This is a genomic window from Plantactinospora siamensis (genome assembly GCF_042434095.1).
GTDB lineage: Bacteria > Actinomycetota > Actinomycetes > Mycobacteriales > Micromonosporaceae > KBS50.
Genome location: NZ_JBHLUE010000021.1, coordinates 53,910 through 73,269 on the forward strand (window position 1 = coordinate 53,910; position 19,360 = coordinate 73,269).

Consider the following 19,360-nt stretch of genomic DNA (forward strand, 5'->3'; position numbering starts at 1 on the left):
CCTACAACGGCAGCAGCACCTGGTCCCGTTCATTCGTACCTACCTGGACCCCTGAACTCGTACGCCGACAGGTGGCGGCGGACGCCCGCGGCCTCGTCTCGACGAAGTTTTCGATGAGCCGGCGGGTGATGCTCGGCGCGAGCAGCGCCTCGCCGGCGGCGACCACCCGGACGGCCCGGAGCAGGTCCTCGGGCTCGCTGTCCTTGAGCAGGAACCCGCTGGCCCCGGCCCGCAACGCCGCTCGCAGCGTCTTGGGCCCGCGGCTGATCAACCGCTGGGCGCGGCTGGGTCGGGCGGTCGCCACGGCCGCTGGGCCACTCGACCGGCGCGGTCTGTTGATCCTGGCCTCCCGCTTCCTGCCGGGCGGCCGGGTGACGATGAACGCGGCCTGCGGCACGACCCGGCTGCCGCTGTCGCGGTTCAGCCCGGCGTCGGCGGTCGCGGCCCTGGCCTGGTCGGCGTACATCACCGGGCTCGGCTACCTGGGCGGCGCGGCGTTCGTCCGGAACCCCCTACCCGGCCTGGTCGTCGCCCTGGGTCTCAGTTCCGCCTGCGGCGGCCTCGCCCGACTGATCCGGCGGCGGCCCAGCCGGCGCGGCCGCCCGTACCGGGCGCTGGTCGGCGCGACCACGGCGCTGGCCGCGCTGACGGTGCTCGCGGCGCCGGCCACCGCGGCCGCGACCCCGCGGTGCCCGGACCGCGCCGCGACGACCCCGACGGCGCCCTCGACGCGTTCCTGAACGCGGCCCTCCACGCTGACGCCGCGCCTGCCGCGGCTGGGATGATCTCGTGATGACCGTGACGATTCGCAGGGCGGGCCCGGACGACATCGAGTCGATCATCGCTGTCGGCCGGCGAACGTGGCCGACGACGTACGGGTTCGCCGGCCCTGGGTACATCACCCATGGGCTGGAGACGTGGTGGTCGGCCGAGGCGATCAGGCGAAGCCTTGCGAACACCACCGTGCTCGTCGCGGAGGATGACGGAGCTGTGGTCGGCACCGGGAACATCGATGTTCGCGGTGAGTGTCCGGTCATCTGGAAGCTCTACGTGGTCCCCGAGGCTCAGGGCGCAGGAATCGGCTCGGCGCTGATCAGGGAATTGTTCGATCACGCCGGCGGACGTCCGGTGCGGCTGGAGTACATCGACGGGAACACGTCCGCGGCCAGCTTCTACGCCGCGCACGGATTCGTCGAAATTCGCCGCGAGGCCAACGAACGCGCCGGTTGGCCCGACGCGGTGTGGGTCGAGCGGCCGTTCAGTAAGTGACGGCGGAGGCCGGTCACGCCGCCGTACGAGCGCCAAGAGCGCGGCGCAACCACCGCACCGCCGGGGTGACGTCGTCCCCGACCGGCCAGCCGTTGACCACGCAGAGCAGGCGCAGGTAGCGCTCCCGCCGCGGGTCCGCCACGGACTCCAGCCGATCCCGCAGCCGGCGCCGCAGCGCGGGATCCACCGGGCGGCCCAGGTCGTGGCCGTAGCGGGCCAGGACCGCCGTCACGACCCGCTCCGCCGCCGGCGACGTCGGCTCGACACCCGAGGCCAACGCCGGAGCGACCTGGTCCCGGGCCGTGGCGACGGCGTCCCGGCGGACCACGCCGTCGGTACCCGCCCGATCGGCTGCGTGCAACCGGGCGAGCCGGCGCAGGCCGGCCCGGAATTCTGGATCCTGCGCCAGCGCGATCAGCTCGGCCCACGCCTCGAGCTGCTCGGCTGTGGGCTCCGCGGGCAGGTACGGGGTCATCGACTGTCTGATCCCGGCGAACTCGGCTGCCGGGGTCAGCCCGTCGAAGACGGCGTCGAGGAAGCCGTCGACCAGCCGTCGACGTTCCTCCGCGGCGAATCCGGCCAGGTCGCGCATGAGTTCCAGCTCCTCGGTCGTGGCCCGGCGGTTCGCCAGGACGGTGAGCGCGGCGTGCCGCACGCGCAGGACCCGGATCTGTGCGGCCAGCGCATCGGCGTGGGTGGCGGCCACCTCGGCGAGCGGGGCCTCGCGGTCCACCACCGCGCGGACGCCTGCCAGGTCCAGGCCCAGCTCGCGCAGCGTCCGTACCAGGTCCAGCCGGGCCGCGGCGGCGCCGTCGTACCGCCGGTGGCCGTTGCGGTCGCGGCCGGTCGGCGGCACGATGCCGCGGTCGGCGTAGAACCGGATGGCCTTGACCGTCAGACCGGTCCGCCGGGCCAGCTCACCGATCGAGTACCACGGCTCGTGATCCATGCTGCCAGCCTGCCGCCTCCCCTCGGGGGAGACGCAAGTCCGCCGCGCCCCGGGTCCGAGGCGGAGGCCCGCCGGGCGCCAGGTCCGCCGGCCGTCAGGCGCCGCGGGCGTACAGGGCCAGGCGTACCCGGTTGGGGCTGTCGGTCTTGGTCATCAGGCTGGTGATGTGGGTCTTCACGGTGGTGACGCCGATGTGCAACCGGTCGGCGATCTCGGTGTTGGACAGGCCCTCGGCCACCAGGTCGAGCACGTCCCGTTCCCGGCTGGTCAGCCCGGCCACCGGGCGGGGGGCCTCGGTGCGGGCGTGCACCGCGCGCTGCACGAGGCGGCGCAGCACGTCCTGGCTGAACGGGCTGTCGCCGGCGGCGGCCCGGCGGATCCCGTCGAGCAGGTCGGCGGGCGGCGCGTCCTTCAGCAGGAACCCGCACGCGCCGGCGGTGAGCGCCGGATAGAGGTGGTCGTCGTCACCGAACGTGGTGAGCACCAGCACCCGGGTGGCCGGGCGGTCGGCGAGGATCCGGCTGGTCGCGGTGATCCCGTCCACGCCGGGCATCCGCAGGTCCATCACCACCACGTCGGGTACGAGCCGGGCGGCGAGCGTGACCGCGTCGCGGCCGTTGTCGGCCTCGCCCACCACCTCGATGTCGGGCTGGGCGTCGCAGAGCATCCGCAGCCCGGCCCGGATGAGGTGCTGGTCGTCGACCAGCAGGACCCGGATCACGCCATCTCCTCGGTGCGAGAGCCGGCGGCGGGCCGGCCTGCGGGCTGGCCGGCGGCGGCCCGGTCGGCGGACTGGCCGGCGGCGGGCTGGTCGGGGGCGGGCTGGTCGGGGGCGGGCTGGTCGGGGGCAGGCGCGGGCAGCACGGTCTGGACCCGCCAGCCGGCGCCGGCCGGACCGGCCGCCAACCGGCCGCCGAGCACCTCGACGCGTTCCCGCATGCCGGTGATGCCGTGGCCGCCGCCGGGCGGGACCGCGGTCGGCGCGGATCGGCCGCCGGTGTCGGTGACCTCCCAGTGCACGGCGCCGTCGAGCACGGCGACCGAGAGGTGGGCCAGCGCGGACGGGCCGGCGTGCTTGGCCACGTTGGTCAGCGCCTCCTGGGTCAGCCGCAATACCGCGAGGCCGCGGACCGCGTCGAGCGAGCCGACCGCGGGGTCGAGGTCGGCCTCCACGGTGACGCCCGCCTGGCGGGCCCGGTCGACCGCCGCGCCGAGCGCCGCGGGCAGCGCCGACGGCTCGATCGCGGTGAGCGCCGCGTCCCCGCGTACGCCATCGGGGTTGCGCAGCACCGCGACCAGCCGGCGCAGGTCCGCCAGGGCCGCGGTGCCGGTGCCGTGCACGTCGTCGAACACCTCGCCCACCCGCGGGTCCAGGTCCGGCAGGACGTGCCGGGCCACGCCAACCCGCAGGACCATCGAGGCCACGTGGTGGGCCACCACGTCGTGCAGCTCGCGGGCGATGGCGGTGCGCTCGTCGGCCCGGGCGGCGCGGCTCTCCGACTCGATCCGGCGCCGGTCGGCCACCGCCCGCTCCTCGGCCTGCCGCCCGAGCTCGCGGGTGGTCCGGATGACCAGGCCGAGCAGCAGCGGCAGCCCGACCTCGACGGTGAGCCCGAAGACGCCGGACAGCACCCGCCGGAACGGGTCGCCGATCGAATCGGTGAGGTCCACCGCCGCGAGCAGCCCGGCGGCCAGCCAGACGATCCGGGTGCCGCGGGCCTGCACGGCCAGCTCCACCAGCGCCCAGCTGGTGCCCACCTGGTTGATCGTGGTGTCGTCGACGGTCTGCAGCGCGACCGCCAGCAGGACCGCCTGGATCGCCAGGTTGACCGCCTGGCGACGGTGGAACACCGCGGCCGCGGCGAAGGCGATCAGCGCGAGGATCCACTGCGACAGGGTGGGCCCGCGCCCCGCGTGGTTGCCCACCACCAGGTAGCCGACGCCGGCGAGGTCGATCAGCAGCATCCGCGCGAACGTGTCGCGCGTGTCGAACAGCCGTCCCAGCCACCGCACCGGATCAGCCCAGGCTCTGCCGGTTGCGGTCCGGGGAGGCCACCGGGTACGGCGGGGCCACCGGATCGGCCGGAGCCACCGGGTACGGCGGGTCCGCCGGGGGCGTCGCCTGCCTCGGGCGGCGCCAGCTGGCCCGCGCGCCGAGGTAGGCGGCCAGGCCCAGCGGGCCGAGCAGGACGGTCAGGGCCAGCACCAGCCTCATCACCAATTCCGGCACCCCACGTTGCCGGCTGTCCAGGTAGGCCCACCGGCCGACGAACAGGTCAAAGGCGATCATGTGGGCCCAGGCCGCGGCCGCGCCGGTGGGCGTGCCCAGCAGGCCGCGCAGGCCGTCCAGGGTGGGCGAGGCGACGGCCGGTAGGACCTCGGCAAGTGCCGGCAGGACCAGCAGCGCGTAGATCGCGACGACCGGCAGCACGATCAGCGGGGACGAGATGATCCGGGCGCTCCACGACCAGCGGGGCAGCAGGATCATCAGTGCCCAGAACGGCGCGGCGAGCAGGAACGTCACGCTGAACAACGCGGTGGTCATGCCGTCACATCCTGCTGCGCGGCCGCGAGGCCGGCAAGCCTGCCCAAACCCTCGTGGGCGGGGACGGGCTCGGCGGCGTGCCGCCGGGACGCGGCCAGGACCAGCCCGGCGGCGGTCGCGGCGCCGAGGACCAGCGCGGCCGCCGCGGCCAGGGTGAGGCCGTCGGGCCGCAGCAGCGGCTGCCCGCGCAGGGCCTGCCAGGTCAACATCGCCGTGAGTACGCCGTACGCGGTGCCCGCGACGGTCAGCAGCCGAATCTTCGTGCGATCGTCCCAGCCGGCGGCGAACCGGGTCAGCAGGATCGCCAGCAGCGGCAGCGCCTGCAGGGCGTGCAGCCCGATGAAGTGCCCGATCCGCAGGTCGCCGCCGGTGGTGCTCCAGCCGACGATCGGCAGGCCGGGCCCGCCGTCGGCCACGCCCACCGCGTGCGAGCCGTTGATCCCGTCCGGGGTGGGCGCGTGGCCGGGGATCACCATGGGGATCGCGGCCAGCATGCCCAGCAGCGACAGTCCCAGCCCGAGCCCGACGGCGCGGGCGGCCACCCGGTCCGGAACCCGCCGGCGCAGCACGGCGATCCCGAGCACGAAGTGCGCCACGAAGAGGACCATGATGGACATCCCCATCGCCTGGAACAGCGCGCCGTTCAGCGGGGTGGTGCCGTTGAAGTGGCTGGTGGTGCCGCGCAGCACCTGCGTGACGATCACGACCATCTCGGCCAGGCCCATCACCGCGATGACCGTGCCGGCCCAGTCCGCGACCCGGCTGCGGCGCGGGAGCAGGGAGAGCATCCAGGCGAGCGTGAGGGCGTAGATGCCCAGCGAGACGGAGAACTTGAACGGCTTGAGCCAGATCGGGGCGCCGGTGAGGACGCGCGGGTCGGCGAAGATGCCGACCAGGCAGACGACGGCGGAAACCGCCATCGCCGCGGTGAAGACCATCAGCGGTCGGTGCCAGCGGATCGCCTGGCGGAGCGTGTTGGTTGTCATGCCTGTAGATGCTCCGCAAGTGCCGGGGTGTTCTCGCCGGACCGCGGGCCCGGCTTGCGGCCGGCGGTCGGAGCGCCGCCTCCTACCCGGGTAGGAGGCGGCCGGGCCGGCCGACCCCACCGGTTGCCCGGTCCGGTGGGGCCAGCCGATCAATTCGACTTCAGTAGCAGTTCCGGATGTAGTAGACGGGCGTCCAATCCCGCTGCAAAAGAGCCGTTCGCGTACCGCCGAGCCTGCTCCCGGAATGGAGGTCAAGTCCATAGGCAGGATTGGATTGCCGGCGGCAGAAATCCGGCGGTGTTCCGGGCGCGCCACCTCTTGCCCGAACGGCAATCCTCCGATCGGAACGATCGAATTGCCCGCCGTCGTCAGTTCCGGTCGGCGACCATCACCTGGCCGTGCCGGAGGGTGGCCGGGTGCGCGATCGGTACGCCGAGCGCCCGCGCCGCCTGCAGCAGGTCCCGCTGATCGGTGACGGTCCAGCCGTGGTCGGCCAGCAGCCGCGCCATGGCCTCGGGCTTCCACAGCGAGCGCCACGGCTCGGCCGCCCAGACGCTGGACCGGCCGGTCGAGGCCGCCAGCGCCCGGGACACGAGACGGCCCAGCGTCGCCGTCAGCGCCGGGGTCTGGAAGTTGACGATCAGGCGGCTGCCCGGCGCCGAACAGCCCGCCACCGCGGCGACCGTGGCGGTCACCTCGCGCGCGGTGAGGTACGGGACCACGCCCTCCCATATCCACGTGGTGGCACGGTCGGCGCGGTGCCCGGCCGCGGCCAGCGCGTCGGCCAGCCGATCGCGGCGGAAGTCCACCGGCACGAACGTCGGCGGGCGACCGGGCAGGGCCGCGGCCCGGTCCCGCTTGTCGCGCTGGCTGGCCGGCTGGTCGACCTCGAACACCGCGACGTCGGCGAGTTCCGGCATCCGCCAGGCCCGGCCGTCCAGCCCGGCGCCGAGGATCACCACCTGCGGGCCCGGGTGCGCCCGTACGGCGTCGTCGATGGCCACGGTGCGCGGGACGATGGCTTCGGCGTTGGCCCGTACCGTCTCGTAGTCGACCCGCTGCCGCCACGGCCCGGGCGGGCTGTCGGCGCGTACCCACTCGACCGGCTCGCGCTCGGCGGCGCGCAACAGCGGCAGCGCGGTCGGGTCCGCGAAGCGGCCCGGCGCGATCCGGCCGTCCGCGGCCGCGCGGCCCTGGCAGACCAGTACGGCGGTCCGGCTCGCCCGCAACGCCTCCGGCATCGGTTCCCCGTTCGGTCGGTGTTCCACGCTGTCTCGACGTTAGCCTCACCGCGGATGCGGCTCGCGGGCCGGCCTTTCGATCTGCCCTGCCGGTGCGACCGATCGGGCGCGCCACCCAGTCTTCCCGGTTGGTAACGCAATCCGAGCACGGGAGCGACGATGGACCGCAACCTGCACATACTTTTCGACCGGGCCCTGGCCGACGAGCCGGCGCCGACGAACGACCTGGCGGCCCTGGCCATGGTCGCCGGCGCCGGCATGCGCCGGCGGCGGCAGCGGCGGATGGCCGCGGGCGCCGCGGCGGTGGCCGCCGTGGCCGCGCTGGGCGTGGTCAACCTGCCCGGCACCGGCCCGGACCGGTCGGCGCCACCGCCGCGGACCGTGCAGGCCGGGTTCGCGACGCGGATGAACCCGACCTGCCACACGCCGGTCCGGGAGGACGCGACCGACGTCTCGGTCTTCTTCGTCCTGGACTTCACCGCCGGGCAGCGGGACGCGGTCGAGAGGGCGCTGCGGGCCGACCGGGCGGTCGCGGCCGTGGTCTACGAGACCCGCGAGGAGGCGTACGCGAGGTTCAAGAAGCGGTACGCGGACGCGCCGGACCTGGTCGCCGCCGTCGATGTCGCCCAGATCCCGGAGGGTTTCCGGGCCAAGCTTGCCGATCCGGCCCGGGCGGCCGAGCTGATGGCGCGGCTGCGGTCGATGCCCGGGGTGGACCAGGTGGTCGGCAGCAGCTGCCCGTCGGGGATCGACGTCTGGTCGGCCAACTGATGCCCGACGAGGTGGCGGCGGGAGGGTCCGACGACGGTCGGCCCGGCCTGCTCGCCCGCTGGGGCACCGCCCGGCGGCGCGAGCGGTCCGCCCGGCAGGCGGAGTTCACCGCGTTCGTCGAGGACGCCGCGCCGAGGCTGCGGCGCACGGCGTACCTGATGTGCCGGGATTGGCACCTGGCCCAGGATTTCACCCAGATCACCCTCGCGAAGCTGTACGCGAGGTGGGACCGGGTCCGGCACGCCGGCAACCTCGACGCGTACAGCCGGCGCGTACTGATGAACGCGGTCTTCGACCACCGGAAGCGCGCGGCAGCCGGCGAGCTGGTGCTCGCCGAGCCGCCCGAGCCGGCGTACCGGCGGGTCGAGGATGGTGTGGAGCTGCACGTCGCGCTGTTGGGCGCGCTGGCCACCTTGCCGGTGCGGGATCAGGCCATCGTGGTGCTGCGGCACTGGGAGGATCAGAGCGTCGAGGCGGTGGCCGGCATCCTGGACGTCTCCGTGTCGGTGGTGAAGACGCGGAACGCCCGCGCGCTGGGCAGGCTGCGGGAGGTGCTGGGCGAGGACTTCGTCCGGACCTGACGTGCCCGCGGATGCGACGGTCCGCGGACACGGCGCCGTCCGCGACCGGTCGGGGTTCGGCTCAGCCGAGGTGGTTGAGGAAGAAGTCGCGGATGTCGGCGGCCAGGTCGTCGGGCACCTCCATGGCCGCGAAGTGACCGCCGCGGTCGAACTCCGACCAGTGTCTGATGTCGTAGAGCCGCTCGGCCAGCGGTCGCACCGACTGGGTGATGTCGTGCGGCAGCACTGCCACCCCCACCGGGACCGGGCACGGCTGGACCTGCCGGGGCGCCTCGCGGGACAGCCGTGCCGAGGAGGCCGCGGTGCCGGTCAGCCAGTACAGCGAGATGTCGGTGAGCATCCGCTCGTCGCTGACCGGCGAGCGTGGATCGGTCCACTGCGCGAACCGTTCGGCGATCCAGACCAGCTGGCCCACCGGCGAGTCGGTCAGGGCGTAGCCGATGGTCTGTGGGGTGGTGGCCTGCAGCGTCTGGTAGGGCGGACGGTTCGCCATCAGCTGCCTGATCTTGTCCAGCCGCGCCTGGTCCGTCTCGGACAGGGCGATGTCGGCGTCCGGGACCGGCCTGGTCGGCAGGTAGTTGACGTGCACTCCGACGACCCGTTCGGGCGCGATGGCGCCGAGCGCCATGGAGATGCCCGAGCCGAAGTCGCCGCCCTGCGCGCCGTAGCGGTCGTATCCGAGCCGGCGCATGAGTTCGGCCCAGGCCCGTGCGACCCGGACGACGTCCCAGCCGCGCTCGCGGGTCGGTCCGGAGAAGCCGAACCCCGGGATGGACGGGATCACCAGGTGGAAGTCCCGGGCCAGTGGCTCGATCACGTCGAGGAACTCCAGGAACGAGCCGGGCCAGCCGTGGGTGAGGATCAACGCGAGGGCGTCCGGCTTGGCCGAGCGGACGTGGACGAAGTGGATGTTCTGCCCGTCGATCTCGGTCGTGAAGTGCGGAAGCTTGTTGAGCGTGGCCTCGTGGGCGCGCCAGTCGTAGCCGGTGCGCCAGTGTTCGGCCAGGTCCTTCAGGCGCGCCAGCGGGAAGCCGTAGTCCCAGCCGGCGTCGGCGACCTCGTTCGGCCAGCGGGTACGCCCGAGCCGGTCGGTCAGGTCGTCGAGGTCGGCCTGCGGGATGTCGATGCGGAACGGCTCGATCATGGTTGTCGCCTCCGAGGGGTCGCGCCGACCGAGACCGTTCGGCGCTCTAACGTTTATGCTCCGAACGATAACACGAACGTTAGGGCGCCGAACGATTCGATAGACTCGTCACATGGAGGATCCGGTCCAGCCGCCGCCAGCCCCGTGGGAGGGTCTGCCCAGCTGGCTGCTCACCCAGACCGCCGACCACGCCCGCCGCCTGGTCGGCGAGGGATTCTCGTCCGTCGACGCCCGCGGCTACCACTACCGCCTGCTGGCGACGCTGGAGCGGTCCGGCCCGGCCAGCCAGGCCGACCTGGGTCGCCGCAGCGGCATCCACCTCAGCGACATGGTGGCGGCGATCAACGAGCTCGCCGAGCACGACCTCGTCCGGCGCGCCCCGGACCCCACCGACCGCCGGCGCAACATCATCTCGCTCACCGCCGCGGGAAGGCGGCAGCTGCGCCGGCTGGAGCGGCGGCTGGCACAGACCCAGGACGAGCTGCTCGCCCCCCTCTCACCCGAACAGCGACAGCGGTTGACCGAGCTGCTGTCGATGCTGCTGGACCATCACGACCGCAGAACCGGCGCCGACGAGCCCCGACGCTGAGTCATGGCCGCGGCAGCCGCGGCCCGTCGACGCCCAGCCGGTACGCGGCGGCCACGCCGGCCGGCTCGGCGCGCCGCAACTCGACGATCGATCGGCCGTTCCGTCCACAAAGGAGAGCAGCGTACCGGATGCCGGGGCCGTCGCCAGGCGCCGGTCACATCGGCGACATCGCCGGTCGGTGCCGCATTCTCTACACCTGGAAACCGTGGCGTTCAAGCGAATTCGATTCGCATACTTCGCCCAGGCATTCTTCGAGGAATGCCAATGCCGATACGGTGTTGGGGGATTCATGAACGTCAGACAAGGAACCCGGCTGTCCATCGCGGGGGTGGTGGCGGCAGCCGCCATCCTGCTGGGCGGGGTCGCGCCGGCGTACGCGGCACCAGCTGCCACGGCCGGCGGCGGCACCGCGACCGGGGCCAGTTCCGCGCCCGCCACGGTCTCCGGGGGGACGGCCAACGGGACGGACGCCGCCCGGCAGGCCGCGGACTACTGGACGCCCGAGCGCATGCGCTCCGCGCGGCCGGCCGAGACCCTCGCGAAGGGGACTCGCCCGAGCAGCGAGCCGGCCGGCACGCCGACCGGGAGCGCCGCATCCGTGCCGCCGGCCGCGCCGACGGCGCCGGTCGGCACGGCCAAGGCGGGCGGTACGCGGTCGGGCCTGGCCGTCAACGCCTCGGCCACGGTGGGCAAGGTCTTCTTCCACAACCCGACCGACGGGTACGACTACGTCTGCTCGGCGGCGACGGTCAACAGCGGCTCGCGGCTGCTGGCCATGACGGCCGGGCACTGCGTGCACGGGGGTCGCGGTGGCCAGTGGATGCAGAACTGGATCTTCGTGCCGCTGTACAACTACGGGTACGAGCCGTACGGCCGGTGGTCGGCGAAGTATCTGACCACCTTCAACGCCTGGATCAACGACAGCAACCTGGACCGGGACGTCGGCTGGGTGACGCTGTGGCCCAACGGTTCCGGGCAGCGCCCGGTGGACGTGGTCGGCGGCAACGGGCTGTCGGTCAACTACAGCTATGACCAGGCGATCACGATCCTGGCCTACCCGGCCGAGGCGCCGTACGACGGCGGCTGGCAGCAGTACTGCCAGGGCACCACCGACCGCCCCGGCATCTGGCCCTTCCAGGAGAACAAGATCGAACTGCACTGCGGGTTCACGGGCGGCTCCAGCGGCTCACCCTGGCTGCGCCTCTACGACGGCAGCCTCGGGTACGTCAACGGGGTGATGAGCACGCTCAACAGCAGCGGCTGGAACAAGAGCAGCTACTTCGACACCGCCGTGATGGACGTCTTCAACTCGGTGGCCAACCGGACCTGAGCCATCGCACCCGGCGGCTCACCGCCGGCACGTTGTGCCGGACCGGAAAGCTCCGGTCCGGCACGACCGGCATTCCGGCGCAGGCCGCGTGGACACGGCAAATCTGCCCCGGGCACCACGGATCCGCCCCGGGCACCACGGATCTGCCCGGGCACCGCGGATCTGCCCCGGACACGGCGGAGCGGGCCGGCCACGGCGGAGCGGGCCACGGCGGAACGGGCCGGCCGCGACGGAGCCATTCGGGCCGGGCACGCGTCGAATGAAGTGAAGCCGACAGCACGCGGACGGGAGCGGGGACGGGAGCAGATGATGAGCAGACAATCCTGGACGGTGCTCGGGGTGGCGGCCGCGGTCGTCCTGGTCGCGATCGCCGTGGTGGCGGGGGTCCGGGCCGCCCGGCACGACGGGCCCGCGGCCCCGGCCGGCGTCGACCCGCCGACCGGCGCCGCCAGCACCCGGCTGCCGTCGCCCGACGACTCGTACTGGACCACGGAACGCATGCGCAGCGCCCGGCCGGCGCCCATGCCGACCGGCTGACCCGGGCGGGCCGAGCCGGGCCCGCGCGGCGGGCGGCGCGCGCCGGCCCCGCAACTGCGCCCGGCGGGATCGGGCCCGGAGGGCGCCGAGTTTCTACAAGGCGCGGAGCTGGCCCCGGACGTTCGGGTGACCCGAGCGGTCGGCCCGGGTCGTGTCCGAGCGGGGCTGGGAACCGAGGCTGAAGGCCGGCGGGGCGCAGATCGCGTCGAACCGGGGCGCGGCGCCGTGGACCGTGACGGCGAGCGGGTCCCCCTCGTCCAGGACCGCGAGGATGCGGGCGGGCATGGCGGTGACGAAGCGGGCGCCCACGCACGCTCCCGGGCCGGTGCCGAAGGGCAGGTACGCCTCTCGGTAGCGCTCCGGAGGCGCCGCCCAGCGCCGCGGCCGGTACTCAGCTGGTTCCGTCCAGGTCGCCGGATCGCGGTGCAGCAGGATCGGGCAGACGTAGGCGAGGTCGCCGGGCTTGAGCCGGTGGGCCCCGAGCCACGTCTCCCGCCGGACCTCCCGCTCGATCAACCAGGTCGCCGGCCACAGCCGCAGCGCCTCGCGGACCCGGTCGGCGGCCGGCGCTGAAGCGCGGGTGCCCCGCAGGGTGACGCCGGCTCCGGTGCCCAGCCGCCAGCCGGCGTCCAGCAGCAGGATCCAGGACAGCACGCTGGAGCTGGCCCGGCACACTGCTCCGAACAGGGCGAACGTGGCGACCGCGACATCGTCGTCGGAGTCGAAGAAGTCGCGCAGCAGCCGGCCGAGGTCGTCCGGGGCGTCGGGCTCGGCGCGGCGGTCGGCGGACAGGTCGGCAAGCCCCGCCATCGCGGTGCTGGAGACCAGCCGCCGCCGCAGCCGCAGTAGGCGCCGGCCGCCGGCCCGGTCCCCGATGCGTTCGGCAAGGAGGATGGCGCGTTCGGCCCGGCGCAGCACCCGCTCGGGCAGGTCCGGAACGAGCAGCCGAGCGAACAGCCGCCAGTAGAGCAGCACTCCGGCCGTCGGCCACCGGTGGTCGGGGCCGGTGGCGTTGGCCGCCGCGGCGCGGATCTCCTCGTCGGTCACTCGCCTCCAGAGCATGTCGAGGTACCGGGCGAGCGGCGAGGTCAACGCCCGGGTGTGGGCGGAGCCAGACACCCAGCTCGGGACGGCGCCAAACACGGCCGAGCGGGCCGTGAACCGTTCCTCGGGGTCGGCCAGCAGGTCGCGGGTCAGGGCCCAATCGGCGACCACGAGCAGGTCCGGACCCGTTCCGACCGGATAGACGCCATCCGGGGCCGGCTGGCGCAGCCAGTCCAGCAGGTGCGGCAGCGGGTCGGATTCGAATTCGCGCACCCCCGGCGGGCGGCGGTCCGGCATCCCTGTCATCGGCTCCCCCGTAGCCGGGCGCCCGGCCGGGCCGGTGGCCCGGCCGGACGCCCTCAGCGATTCACCAGGCGCGGCGCACCTCAGTAGTACGTGTACCGCACCCAGTTCGAGATGCGGCCCGCGGCGTGGCGGGTGCGCTCGAAGCGGTTGGCCCGAAGCATGAACCGGATCGTCTTCATGGAAACTTCCTCCCATCCGTGGCGGGACGAGCCCGTCAGCATTCGCGGATCATTGCTCGGACGAGTCTTCCCGAAGCGTCTTGAGAAAACCTTGTCGGCTCCTGTCCACACCGGATCGGGGGGTGCAGCCGGCGCGCTCAGGCCAGGAGGATCTGCCGCATCCGCGCCCCGGGGTTGATCCCGCCGACCACCCGCGGCCCGGCCGGCTCGTACACCTGCACGGTGTTGTTGCGGCGCATCAGCTCGCGCACCGGCGGCGGCAGCCGCGGCGGGTCGTCCATGGCCGCGAGGATCTGACCGGCCGAGGTGATCAGCCGATCGGCCAGGGCCGCGCCGTCGGTGTCCACCCGGACCCGGCCGTACTCCCAGCCGACGGTGGTGAGGTCGAGCACCTCGAACACGTGGGTCACCAGCGGCCGCGGGTCGGTCACCCTGTCCAGCCGGGACGCCCGGGCGCCGGCTACGGACGCGGCGGCGGCCAGTTGGGCGTACGGGTGGAAGCCGCACGGCAGCGCGAACAGCGGCCACCGGAGCATCCGCCCAGCCTCCTGCCACAGCGGCCGATAGTTGCGGCGGTGCACCAGCAGCCGGCGGCCGGTGTTCCGGTGCACCTCCCGGGCCTGGGCCTGCAGGTCGGCGTGGGCCTCGTCGGCCACCTCGGCGACGATCCGGGCCGCCACGGACAGCCCGTCGTCGCCGTCCAGCAGCCGGCCGACCGCCTCGACCTGCTCGGGGAACCGGATCCGCGCGCGGGCGCCGAACCGGTCCCGCGCGTCCCGCAGCAGCGCCTCCTGCCGCGCCGGGTCGAGCTCGACCCGGCGGTCGCCGCCCAGCAGGAACCGGAGCCAACGCATCGCGCCTCTTTCCGCCGCCGTTTGGACGCGGCAATGCTAGTGCGTCGGACGTCCCGCCTAAGGTGGTGGGGTGGCTGAGCGATCCCTGACCCTGATGGCGGTGCACGCGCACCCCGACGACGAGGCGACGAGCACCGGCGGCGTGCTGGCCCGCTACGCGGCAGAGGGTGTGACGACCGTGCTGGTGACCTGCACGGACGGCCGCTGCGGCGACGGCCCCGGCGGGGTGAAGCCGGGCGACCCGGCGCACGACCCGGACGCCGTGGTGGCCATGCGCCAGGACGAGCTGAAGGCCAGCTGCGAGGCGCTGCAGGTCACCCACCTGGAGACGCTCGGCTACGCCGACTCGGGGATGATGGGGTGGGCCACCAACGACCTGCCCGGCGCCTTCTGGCAGACCCCGGTGGCCGAGGCGGCCGACCGGCTGGCCGAGCTGATCCGGCGCTACCGGCCCGACGTGGTGGTCACGTACGACGAGAACGGCTTCTACGGCCACCCCGACCACATCCAGGCGCACCGCATCACGATGGCCGCGGTCGAGCAGACCGGCATCCCGGCCAAGGTCTACTGGACCACCGTGCCGCGGCGGGCGTTCGAGGAGTTCGGCAAGGTCATGAAGGAGATCGGCGTCGAGTTCCCGGAGCCGGACGAGGACACGCCGGAGATGCCCGAGCTGGGCCTGCCGGACGAGGAGATCACCACCTGGGTCGACACCAGCGCGTACGGCGCGCAGAAGTTCGAGTCGCTGGCCACGCACGCCAGCCAGGCCGACAACATCTTCTTCCTGCAGCTCGGCCAGGACCGGTTCACCCAGCTGATGGGCGTGGAGACCTTCGTGCGGGTCCGCGACACCACCGGCGCGCCCACCCCGGAGGACGACCTGTTCGCCGGCCTACGCTGAGCGCGCCCGGCGCCGCGCCGGGACGGCCTGCGCGGGACCCGCGTGTCAGAGCCGTCTGGTAGGCAGTGGCCATGCCGGAAGACGACGTGGTGGTCGTGCCCGCCAACGAGGCGAGCTGGGACGACCTGCAGGCGGTGTTCGGCCGTGGCGCGGCGGCCACCTGCCAGTGCCAGCGGATCAAGCTGGGCGACCGCGACTGGTTCGCCATGCCGGTCGAGGAGCGGGCGCACCGGTTACGCGCGGACACGGACTCCGGTCACCCGGAGGCGACCGGCACCAGCGGGATGGTCGGCTATCTCGCTGGTGAGCCGGTCGGCTGGGTGGCGGTGGAGCCGCGGGCCCGCTACCGCCGGCTGCGCGGCTCGCCGGTCCCCTGGGCCGGCCGGGCCGAGGATCCGGACGACCCGGACGTCTGGGCGATCGTGTGCTTCGCGATCCGTTCCGGTTACCGGGGCCGGGGGCTCACCCGGCCGCTCGCCGAGGCCGCCACCGGGTACGCGCGGTCGCGGGGCGCGCGGGCGATCGAGGCGTACCCGATGGTTCCCAGGCCCGGGCAGACGGTGTCGTGGGGCGAAATGAACGTCGGGTCCCGCAGCACGTTCGCGGCGGTCGGCTTCCGGGAGGTCAGCCGGCCGACCACCCGGCGCGTCGTGATGCGCCTCGACCTGTGACCGCCGGCCCGGTGGATCAGCCGGCCGAATCGAGTCGGGCGCGCTGCTCGGCGGTCAGTTCCAGGGAGACCCCCGCGATCGCCTCGGCCAGCTGCTCGGCGCTGCTGACCCCGACGATCGGCGTGACGGTGGGGTTGCCGCCGACCAGCCAGGCCAGCACGACCCGGTTGCGGTTCGTGCCGGTCTCGCTGGCCACCTCGTCGAGCGCGGCGAGGCGGCGCACGGTGCCGGGGTGGTCGTATTCCGGCGCGAGCGGCTTGTCGGTCCGGGTGTAGCCGCCGCTGAGCAGCGGCGTGTACGCCCACAGCGCCAGGTCCGGGTGGTGCTGCGCGTAGTGCAGCACCTCGTCGGTGATCACGCCGAACCGGTGTACCACGGTGGGCTGGGTGCCCGGACGCGGCTGGAGATAGGTGTGGTGCTGCTGGACCGCGGTGAAGCCGGTGCCGCCGCTGGCCGCGGCGAGCTGCCGCGCCCGCTCCAGCTGCCAGGTCGGGTAGTTGGAGCAGCCGAGCCGGCCGACCGTGCCGGCGGACACCAGCTCGTCGAAGGCGGCGACGGTCTCCGCAAGCGGGGTGTGCGGGTCGGGCTTGTGCGCCCAGTACAGCTCGACATGGTCGGTGCCGAGCCGGCGGAGACTGCCCTCGATCCCGTTCTTGATGGCCCCGGCCGACAGGCCCTCGACCTGATCCGGGAAGCCTCCTGCCACGGTCGGCTCGCAGCCCACCTTGGTGCTGATCCGCACCCGGTCGCGCACGCCGGGGCGCGCCGCCAGCCAGCGCCCGAGCAGCGCCTCGCCCTGTCCGCCGAAACCGCTGGGGTCCGCCCAGAACGCGTAGCAGTTGGCGGTGTCTATCCAGACGCCACCGGCGTCGACGAAGCGGTCCAGCAACTCGAAGGAGCGGCGGTCGTCCTGCAGGGTGCCGAAGAACATGGCGCCGAGGGCAAGGTTTTCAATCATGCTCCCACGTTAGGCGGATTCGGACCGGTGGTACTGTCCAATCCCGTGGCCGTTTCCCAGACCAATTTCGCGTGGGCGACGCTGCTGGAGATCGACCCGGCCCGGCGCGACCGTCGGCTGCACGACCGCCTGGCGGGCGCGCTGCGCGCGGCGATCCGGGACGGCCGACTGGCCGAGGGCGCAGCTCTGCCGCCCAGCCGCGCGCTCGCCGAGGAACTCGGCTGCTCCCGTTGGGCCGTGACGCAGGCGTACGGGCAGCTCGTCGCCGAGGGGTATCTCGCCGCCCGGGTGGGCTCGGCCACCCGCGTCGCCTGGGCGCCCCGGGCCGAGCCACCACCACGAGCGCGGCGCTTCCGGACCCCGCCGCCGGTCCGGTACGACCTGGCGCCCGGCCTGCCCGACGTGCGGGCGTTCCCGCGCCGCCGCTGGGCGGAGGCGGTCCGCGCGGTCATCGGTTCCGCCGTGCGGTACGACCTCGGCCTGCCCGACCCCGCCGGCCACGAGGTGCTGCGGACCACGCTCGCCCAGTACCTGGGGCGCTCGCGCGGCGCGGACACGGACGCCACGTCGGTGTCCGTCTGCGCTGGCATCACCGACGGCCTGGCCCGGATCTGCCGGGCGCTGGGCGCCGAGGGAATCACCGACGTCGCGGTGGAGGATCCGGGCTGGCCGCGGCTGCGGGACGCCGCGACCGCCGCGGGCCTGCGGGTACACCCGGTGCCCGTCGACGACGACGGCCTGCGCGTCGATCTTCTCGCGCGCGGGCCGGCCCGGGCCGTCGTCGTCGGCGCCGCGCACCAGTTCCCCACCGGCGTCGTGCTCTCCCCCGACCGCCGGGCCGGGCTGGTGCGCTGGGCCCGCGAGGTTGACGGCTACGTCATCGAGGACGACTACGACGCCGAGTTCCGCTACGACCACCGTCCCGTCGCGGTCATGCAGGGAATGGCCCCGGACCGGGTGTTCCTGCTCGGTTCGGTCAGCAAGACCCTCTCGCCGGCCCTCGGCCTGGGGTGGCTCGTCGCGCCGGGCGCGATGGCCGCGGCGGTGCGGACGGCGAACCGGGTCGCCGCCGCGCCACCGGTGCTCGACCAACTCGCGCTCGCGACGTTCATCGACCGCGGCTGGTACGACGCTCACCTGCGCGCGGCGCGACGCCGATTCCGCGCCCGCCGCGAGCTGCTGGTCCGTACCCTCGGATCGCAGCTGCCGCAGGGCCGGATCGCCGGCAGCGCCGCCGGGCTGCACGTCCTGCTGCGCCTGCCCGACGGCGCCGACACCCGCGCGGTGGTCCGGTCCGCGGCGGCCGCCGGGCTGCGGCTGGCGGACCTCGACAGCTACCGGGTACGGCGGTCGGCACGACCCGCGCTTGTCCTCGGGTACGGCAACATCAGCGACGCGGAGATCCCCCTCGCGGTCGCGTTGCTGCGCGACGCGGTGCGGCCGACCGTTCGGGCGTCGTCGCCGCGGTAGCGCGGGGACGTTCAGTCTTCCAAACTGACGGTGCGCTGACGCCTCTGGGCCGTATGGGCCTCACCACCGATCAAAGCGGATCGACTACAACCAGCAACGCTGGGATGAACAGCAGGTCAACCGCCATGTGGTGGCGGCCGGCCTGGTGGGCGACGGACGGGTCGGCCTGTAGCGCCGGATAAAGCTAGTGTCTGCTGCCGTGGAGTTCGCTGCGGGAATCCCTAGTCGGTGGATCGTGACCCTGCGGTCTGGTGGGGTTATGGAGCTGGCGGCTGACGCGTACAGCGAAGAGGACGGCCAACTGCTCTTCAAGGTGTTGGTCGAGGCAGACGCTGATGAGCAGGATCAGATGGTGATCGACTGGCGGACACCCAACAACCCACGACGCATCGGCATCGTGGTGGCCAAGGTGCCGGCAGCCGAAGTCGCCGACCTCTACACCGCTCCGTCATGGTTCGACGACGGCAGCAGTGTCGCCCCGGCCACCTGACTGACGGGCCACGGGGCGGCTGCCGACAGCAACGATGACAGCAGCCGGCACGGACGCAGCCGGCCTTTCCCGATCGGTGCCAGACGGTTGCCCGAGGCCGGAGACGCGGAAGGACCCGGCCGGACGGAGCGCCCAGAACTTGTAAGCGAGTGGTCGCGGGTGCACACGAGGCGCCCACGCACGAGGTGCCCACGCACGAGTGCCCACGCACGAGGCGTTGCCGAGATGGTCTCTTCTGGATCAAGGCACCGCGCAAGCGCGGCGCGCTCGCGGCCCACCCTGCGGGCGGCCTCCGGCCGTCCTCGGGCGCCCGCAGCGCTACATGCTCTGATCCCGAAGCCGGTAGGCGGCGGCGAGGTTGTTCCGCGACGCCAGCGTGTCGGGATGCTCCTCGCCCAACACCCGCTCACGCGCGACCAGCGTCGCCTCGTACAGCGGAATCGCCTCCCCCAACCGACCCGCCGCCCGGTACGCGTAGGCGAGGTTGTTCCGCGACCTCAGCGTGTTCGGATGCTCCTCGCCCAACACCCGCTCACACGCGACCA

22 protein-coding genes and 1 pseudogene are annotated in these 19,360 nt (G+C 73.6%); 11 read left to right on the plus strand and 12 right to left on the minus strand.

All coding sequences use genetic code 11. From position 1 onward, the window contains the following. Positions 1-105: 105 nt before the first annotated feature. Positions 106-241 (minus strand): annotated as a pseudogene (locus ACFFHU_RS24955) (DNA-binding response regulator); the annotation flags it as partial. Positions 242-335: 94 nt separating this feature from the next. Here ACFFHU_RS24955 and ACFFHU_RS24960 point away from each other — a divergent pair. Then, a complete protein-coding gene (locus ACFFHU_RS24960) occupies positions 336-740 on the plus strand; it encodes a DedA family protein (protein ID WP_377342672.1) in 405 nt (134 codons plus the stop codon). 52 nt (positions 741-792) lie between these two features. Beyond that, entirely contained in the window at positions 793-1,269 is a 477-nt protein-coding gene (locus ACFFHU_RS24965; protein WP_377342673.1) for a GNAT family N-acetyltransferase, read from the plus strand. Positions 1,270-1,282: 13 nt separating this feature from the next. Here the strand turns inward: ACFFHU_RS24965 and ACFFHU_RS24970 are convergent, their stop codons facing one another. From ACFFHU_RS24970 to ACFFHU_RS24995, 6 genes are all read right to left on the minus strand, one after another. Then, positions 1,283-2,218 carry a MerR family transcriptional regulator gene (locus tag ACFFHU_RS24970; protein ID WP_377342674.1) on the minus strand — a complete coding sequence of 312 codons (936 nt, stop codon included), beginning with the start codon at positions 2,216-2,218 and terminating at the stop codon, positions 1,283-1,285. 94 nt (positions 2,219-2,312) lie between these two features. Further along, positions 2,313-2,939: a response regulator gene (locus ACFFHU_RS24975; protein ID WP_377342675.1), complete on the minus strand. Its 627-nt coding sequence runs from the start codon at positions 2,937-2,939 to the stop codon at positions 2,313-2,315. Continuing rightward, on the minus strand, positions 2,936-4,231 hold the full coding sequence (locus ACFFHU_RS24980) for a sensor histidine kinase (protein WP_377342676.1): 1,296 nt from the start codon (positions 4,229-4,231) through the stop codon (positions 2,936-2,938). Before ACFFHU_RS24980 ends, ACFFHU_RS24975 begins: the two co-directional genes overlap by 4 nt. Positions 4,232-4,235: 4 nt before the next feature. After that, positions 4,236-4,763, minus strand: a complete 528-nt coding sequence (locus tag ACFFHU_RS24985; protein WP_377342677.1) for an ABA4-like family protein — start codon at positions 4,761-4,763, stop codon at positions 4,236-4,238. Further along, the gene (locus ACFFHU_RS24990) at positions 4,760-5,749 is read right to left on the minus strand and encodes a hypothetical protein (RefSeq protein WP_377342678.1); all 990 of its coding nucleotides are present in this window, start codon (positions 5,747-5,749) and stop codon (positions 4,760-4,762) included. The genes ACFFHU_RS24985 and ACFFHU_RS24990 overlap by 4 nt, the downstream gene beginning before the upstream one ends. A 368-nt stretch (positions 5,750-6,117) precedes the next feature. Continuing rightward, positions 6,118-7,017, minus strand: coding sequence for a class I SAM-dependent methyltransferase (locus tag ACFFHU_RS24995; RefSeq protein WP_377342679.1), 900 nt, complete (start codon positions 7,015-7,017; stop codon positions 6,118-6,120). A gap of 132 nt (positions 7,018-7,149) precedes the next feature. On the opposite strand from ACFFHU_RS24995, the gene ACFFHU_RS25000 reads away from it, so the two are divergent. Together ACFFHU_RS25000 and ACFFHU_RS25005 are read left to right on the plus strand one after the other, a co-directional pair. Next, positions 7,150-7,761 (plus strand): permease-like cell division protein FtsX, encoded by a 612-nt coding sequence (locus tag ACFFHU_RS25000; protein ID WP_377342680.1) that lies wholly within the window; start codon positions 7,150-7,152, stop codon positions 7,759-7,761. Then, entirely contained in the window at positions 7,761-8,342 is a 582-nt protein-coding gene (locus tag ACFFHU_RS25005; protein WP_377342681.1) for a SigE family RNA polymerase sigma factor, read from the plus strand. Before ACFFHU_RS25000 ends, ACFFHU_RS25005 begins: the two co-directional genes overlap by 1 nt. A 61-nt stretch (positions 8,343-8,403) precedes the next feature. Here ACFFHU_RS25005 and ACFFHU_RS25010 read toward each other — a convergent pair whose 3' ends face one another. After that, a complete protein-coding gene (locus ACFFHU_RS25010; RefSeq protein WP_377342682.1) occupies positions 8,404-9,486 on the minus strand; it encodes an epoxide hydrolase family protein in 1,083 nt (360 codons plus the stop codon). Positions 9,487-9,598: 112 nt separating this feature from the next. Here ACFFHU_RS25010 and ACFFHU_RS25015 point away from each other — a divergent pair, with 112 nt between their 5' ends. From ACFFHU_RS25015 to ACFFHU_RS25025, 3 genes are all read left to right on the plus strand, one after another. Further along, positions 9,599-10,075: a MarR family winged helix-turn-helix transcriptional regulator gene (locus ACFFHU_RS25015; RefSeq protein ID WP_377342683.1), complete on the plus strand. Its 477-nt coding sequence runs from the start codon at positions 9,599-9,601 to the stop codon at positions 10,073-10,075. A 289-nt stretch (positions 10,076-10,364) separates the two neighbouring features. Then, positions 10,365-11,405, plus strand: a complete 1,041-nt coding sequence (locus ACFFHU_RS25020; RefSeq protein WP_377342684.1) for a hypothetical protein — start codon at positions 10,365-10,367, stop codon at positions 11,403-11,405. A 309-nt stretch (positions 11,406-11,714) separates the two neighbouring features. Further along, positions 11,715-11,942: a hypothetical protein gene (locus ACFFHU_RS25025; RefSeq protein ID WP_377342685.1), complete on the plus strand. Its 228-nt coding sequence runs from the start codon at positions 11,715-11,717 to the stop codon at positions 11,940-11,942. Between the two features lie 93 nt (positions 11,943-12,035). Here ACFFHU_RS25025 and ACFFHU_RS25030 read toward each other — a convergent pair whose 3' ends face one another. Both ACFFHU_RS25030 and ACFFHU_RS25035 read right to left on the minus strand, forming a co-directional pair. Next, positions 12,036-13,292, minus strand: coding sequence for a cytochrome P450 (locus ACFFHU_RS25030; RefSeq protein WP_377342686.1), 1,257 nt, complete (start codon positions 13,290-13,292; stop codon positions 12,036-12,038). A 316-nt stretch (positions 13,293-13,608) separates the two neighbouring features. Next, positions 13,609-14,325: a hypothetical protein gene (locus ACFFHU_RS25035; RefSeq protein WP_377342687.1), complete on the minus strand. Its 717-nt coding sequence runs from the start codon at positions 14,323-14,325 to the stop codon at positions 13,609-13,611. Between the two features lie 70 nt (positions 14,326-14,395). Between ACFFHU_RS25035 and ACFFHU_RS25040 the strand changes: the two genes are divergently transcribed. Further along, complete coding sequence (locus ACFFHU_RS25040) at positions 14,396-15,226, plus strand: PIG-L family deacetylase (RefSeq protein ID WP_377342688.1); 831 nt, start codon at positions 14,396-14,398, stop codon at positions 15,224-15,226. Between the two features lie 71 nt (positions 15,227-15,297). Next, on the plus strand, positions 15,298-15,897 hold the full coding sequence (locus ACFFHU_RS25045; protein ID WP_377342689.1) for a GNAT family N-acetyltransferase: 600 nt from the start codon (positions 15,298-15,300) through the stop codon (positions 15,895-15,897). Positions 15,898-15,913: 16 nt separating this feature from the next. Here the strand turns inward: ACFFHU_RS25045 and ACFFHU_RS25050 are convergent, their stop codons facing one another. Next, entirely contained in the window at positions 15,914-16,855 is a 942-nt protein-coding gene (locus tag ACFFHU_RS25050; protein WP_377342690.1) for an aldo/keto reductase, read from the minus strand. Between the two features lie 45 nt (positions 16,856-16,900). Between ACFFHU_RS25050 and pdxR the strand changes: the two genes are divergently transcribed. Further along, positions 16,901-18,325: a MocR-like pyridoxine biosynthesis transcription factor PdxR gene (pdxR, locus tag ACFFHU_RS25055; RefSeq protein WP_377342691.1), complete on the plus strand. Its 1,425-nt coding sequence runs from the start codon at positions 16,901-16,903 to the stop codon at positions 18,323-18,325. Between the two features lie 259 nt (positions 18,326-18,584). Beyond that, positions 18,585-18,815: a hypothetical protein gene (locus tag ACFFHU_RS25060; protein WP_377342692.1), complete on the plus strand. Its 231-nt coding sequence runs from the start codon at positions 18,585-18,587 to the stop codon at positions 18,813-18,815. Between the two features lie 318 nt (positions 18,816-19,133). On the opposite strand, the gene ACFFHU_RS25065 is transcribed toward ACFFHU_RS25060, so the two are convergent. After that, positions 19,134-19,360, minus strand: a 227-nt coding sequence (locus ACFFHU_RS25065; RefSeq protein WP_377342694.1) for a tetratricopeptide repeat protein, incomplete at its 5' end; no start/stop codon positions are given.

Coding starts and splice junctions, on each gene's coding strand:
- ACFFHU_RS25030 (WP_377342686.1), bottom strand. CDS start 13,292: ATGACAGGGATGCCGGACCGCCGCCCGCCGGGGGTGCGCGAATTCGAA.
- ACFFHU_RS25010 (WP_377342682.1), bottom strand. CDS start 9,486: ATGATCGAGCCGTTCCGCATCGACATCCCGCAGGCCGACCTCGACGAC.
- ACFFHU_RS25005 (WP_377342681.1), top strand. CDS start 7,761: ATGCCCGACGAGGTGGCGGCGGGAGGGTCCGACGACGGTCGGCCCGGC.
- ACFFHU_RS24970 (WP_377342674.1), bottom strand. CDS start 2,218: ATGGATCACGAGCCGTGGTACTCGATCGGTGAGCTGGCCCGGCGGACC.
- ACFFHU_RS24985 (WP_377342677.1), bottom strand. CDS start 4,763: ATGACCACCGCGTTGTTCAGCGTGACGTTCCTGCTCGCCGCGCCGTTC.
- ACFFHU_RS24990 (WP_377342678.1), bottom strand. CDS start 5,749: ATGACAACCAACACGCTCCGCCAGGCGATCCGCTGGCACCGACCGCTG.
- ACFFHU_RS25035 (WP_377342687.1), bottom strand. CDS start 14,325: ATGCGTTGGCTCCGGTTCCTGCTGGGCGGCGACCGCCGGGTCGAGCTC.
- ACFFHU_RS25020 (WP_377342684.1), top strand. CDS start 10,365: ATGAACGTCAGACAAGGAACCCGGCTGTCCATCGCGGGGGTGGTGGCG.
- ACFFHU_RS25050 (WP_377342690.1), bottom strand. CDS start 16,855: ATGATTGAAAACCTTGCCCTCGGCGCCATGTTCTTCGGCACCCTGCAG.
- ACFFHU_RS24965 (WP_377342673.1), top strand. CDS start 793: ATGACCGTGACGATTCGCAGGGCGGGCCCGGACGACATCGAGTCGATC.
- ACFFHU_RS25060 (WP_377342692.1), top strand. CDS start 18,585: ATGGAGCTGGCGGCTGACGCGTACAGCGAAGAGGACGGCCAACTGCTC.
- ACFFHU_RS25000 (WP_377342680.1), top strand. CDS start 7,150: ATGGACCGCAACCTGCACATACTTTTCGACCGGGCCCTGGCCGACGAG.
- ACFFHU_RS25015 (WP_377342683.1), top strand. CDS start 9,599: ATGGAGGATCCGGTCCAGCCGCCGCCAGCCCCGTGGGAGGGTCTGCCC.
- ACFFHU_RS25045 (WP_377342689.1), top strand. CDS start 15,298: ATGCCGGAAGACGACGTGGTGGTCGTGCCCGCCAACGAGGCGAGCTGG.
- ACFFHU_RS25025 (WP_377342685.1), top strand. CDS start 11,715: ATGAGCAGACAATCCTGGACGGTGCTCGGGGTGGCGGCCGCGGTCGTC.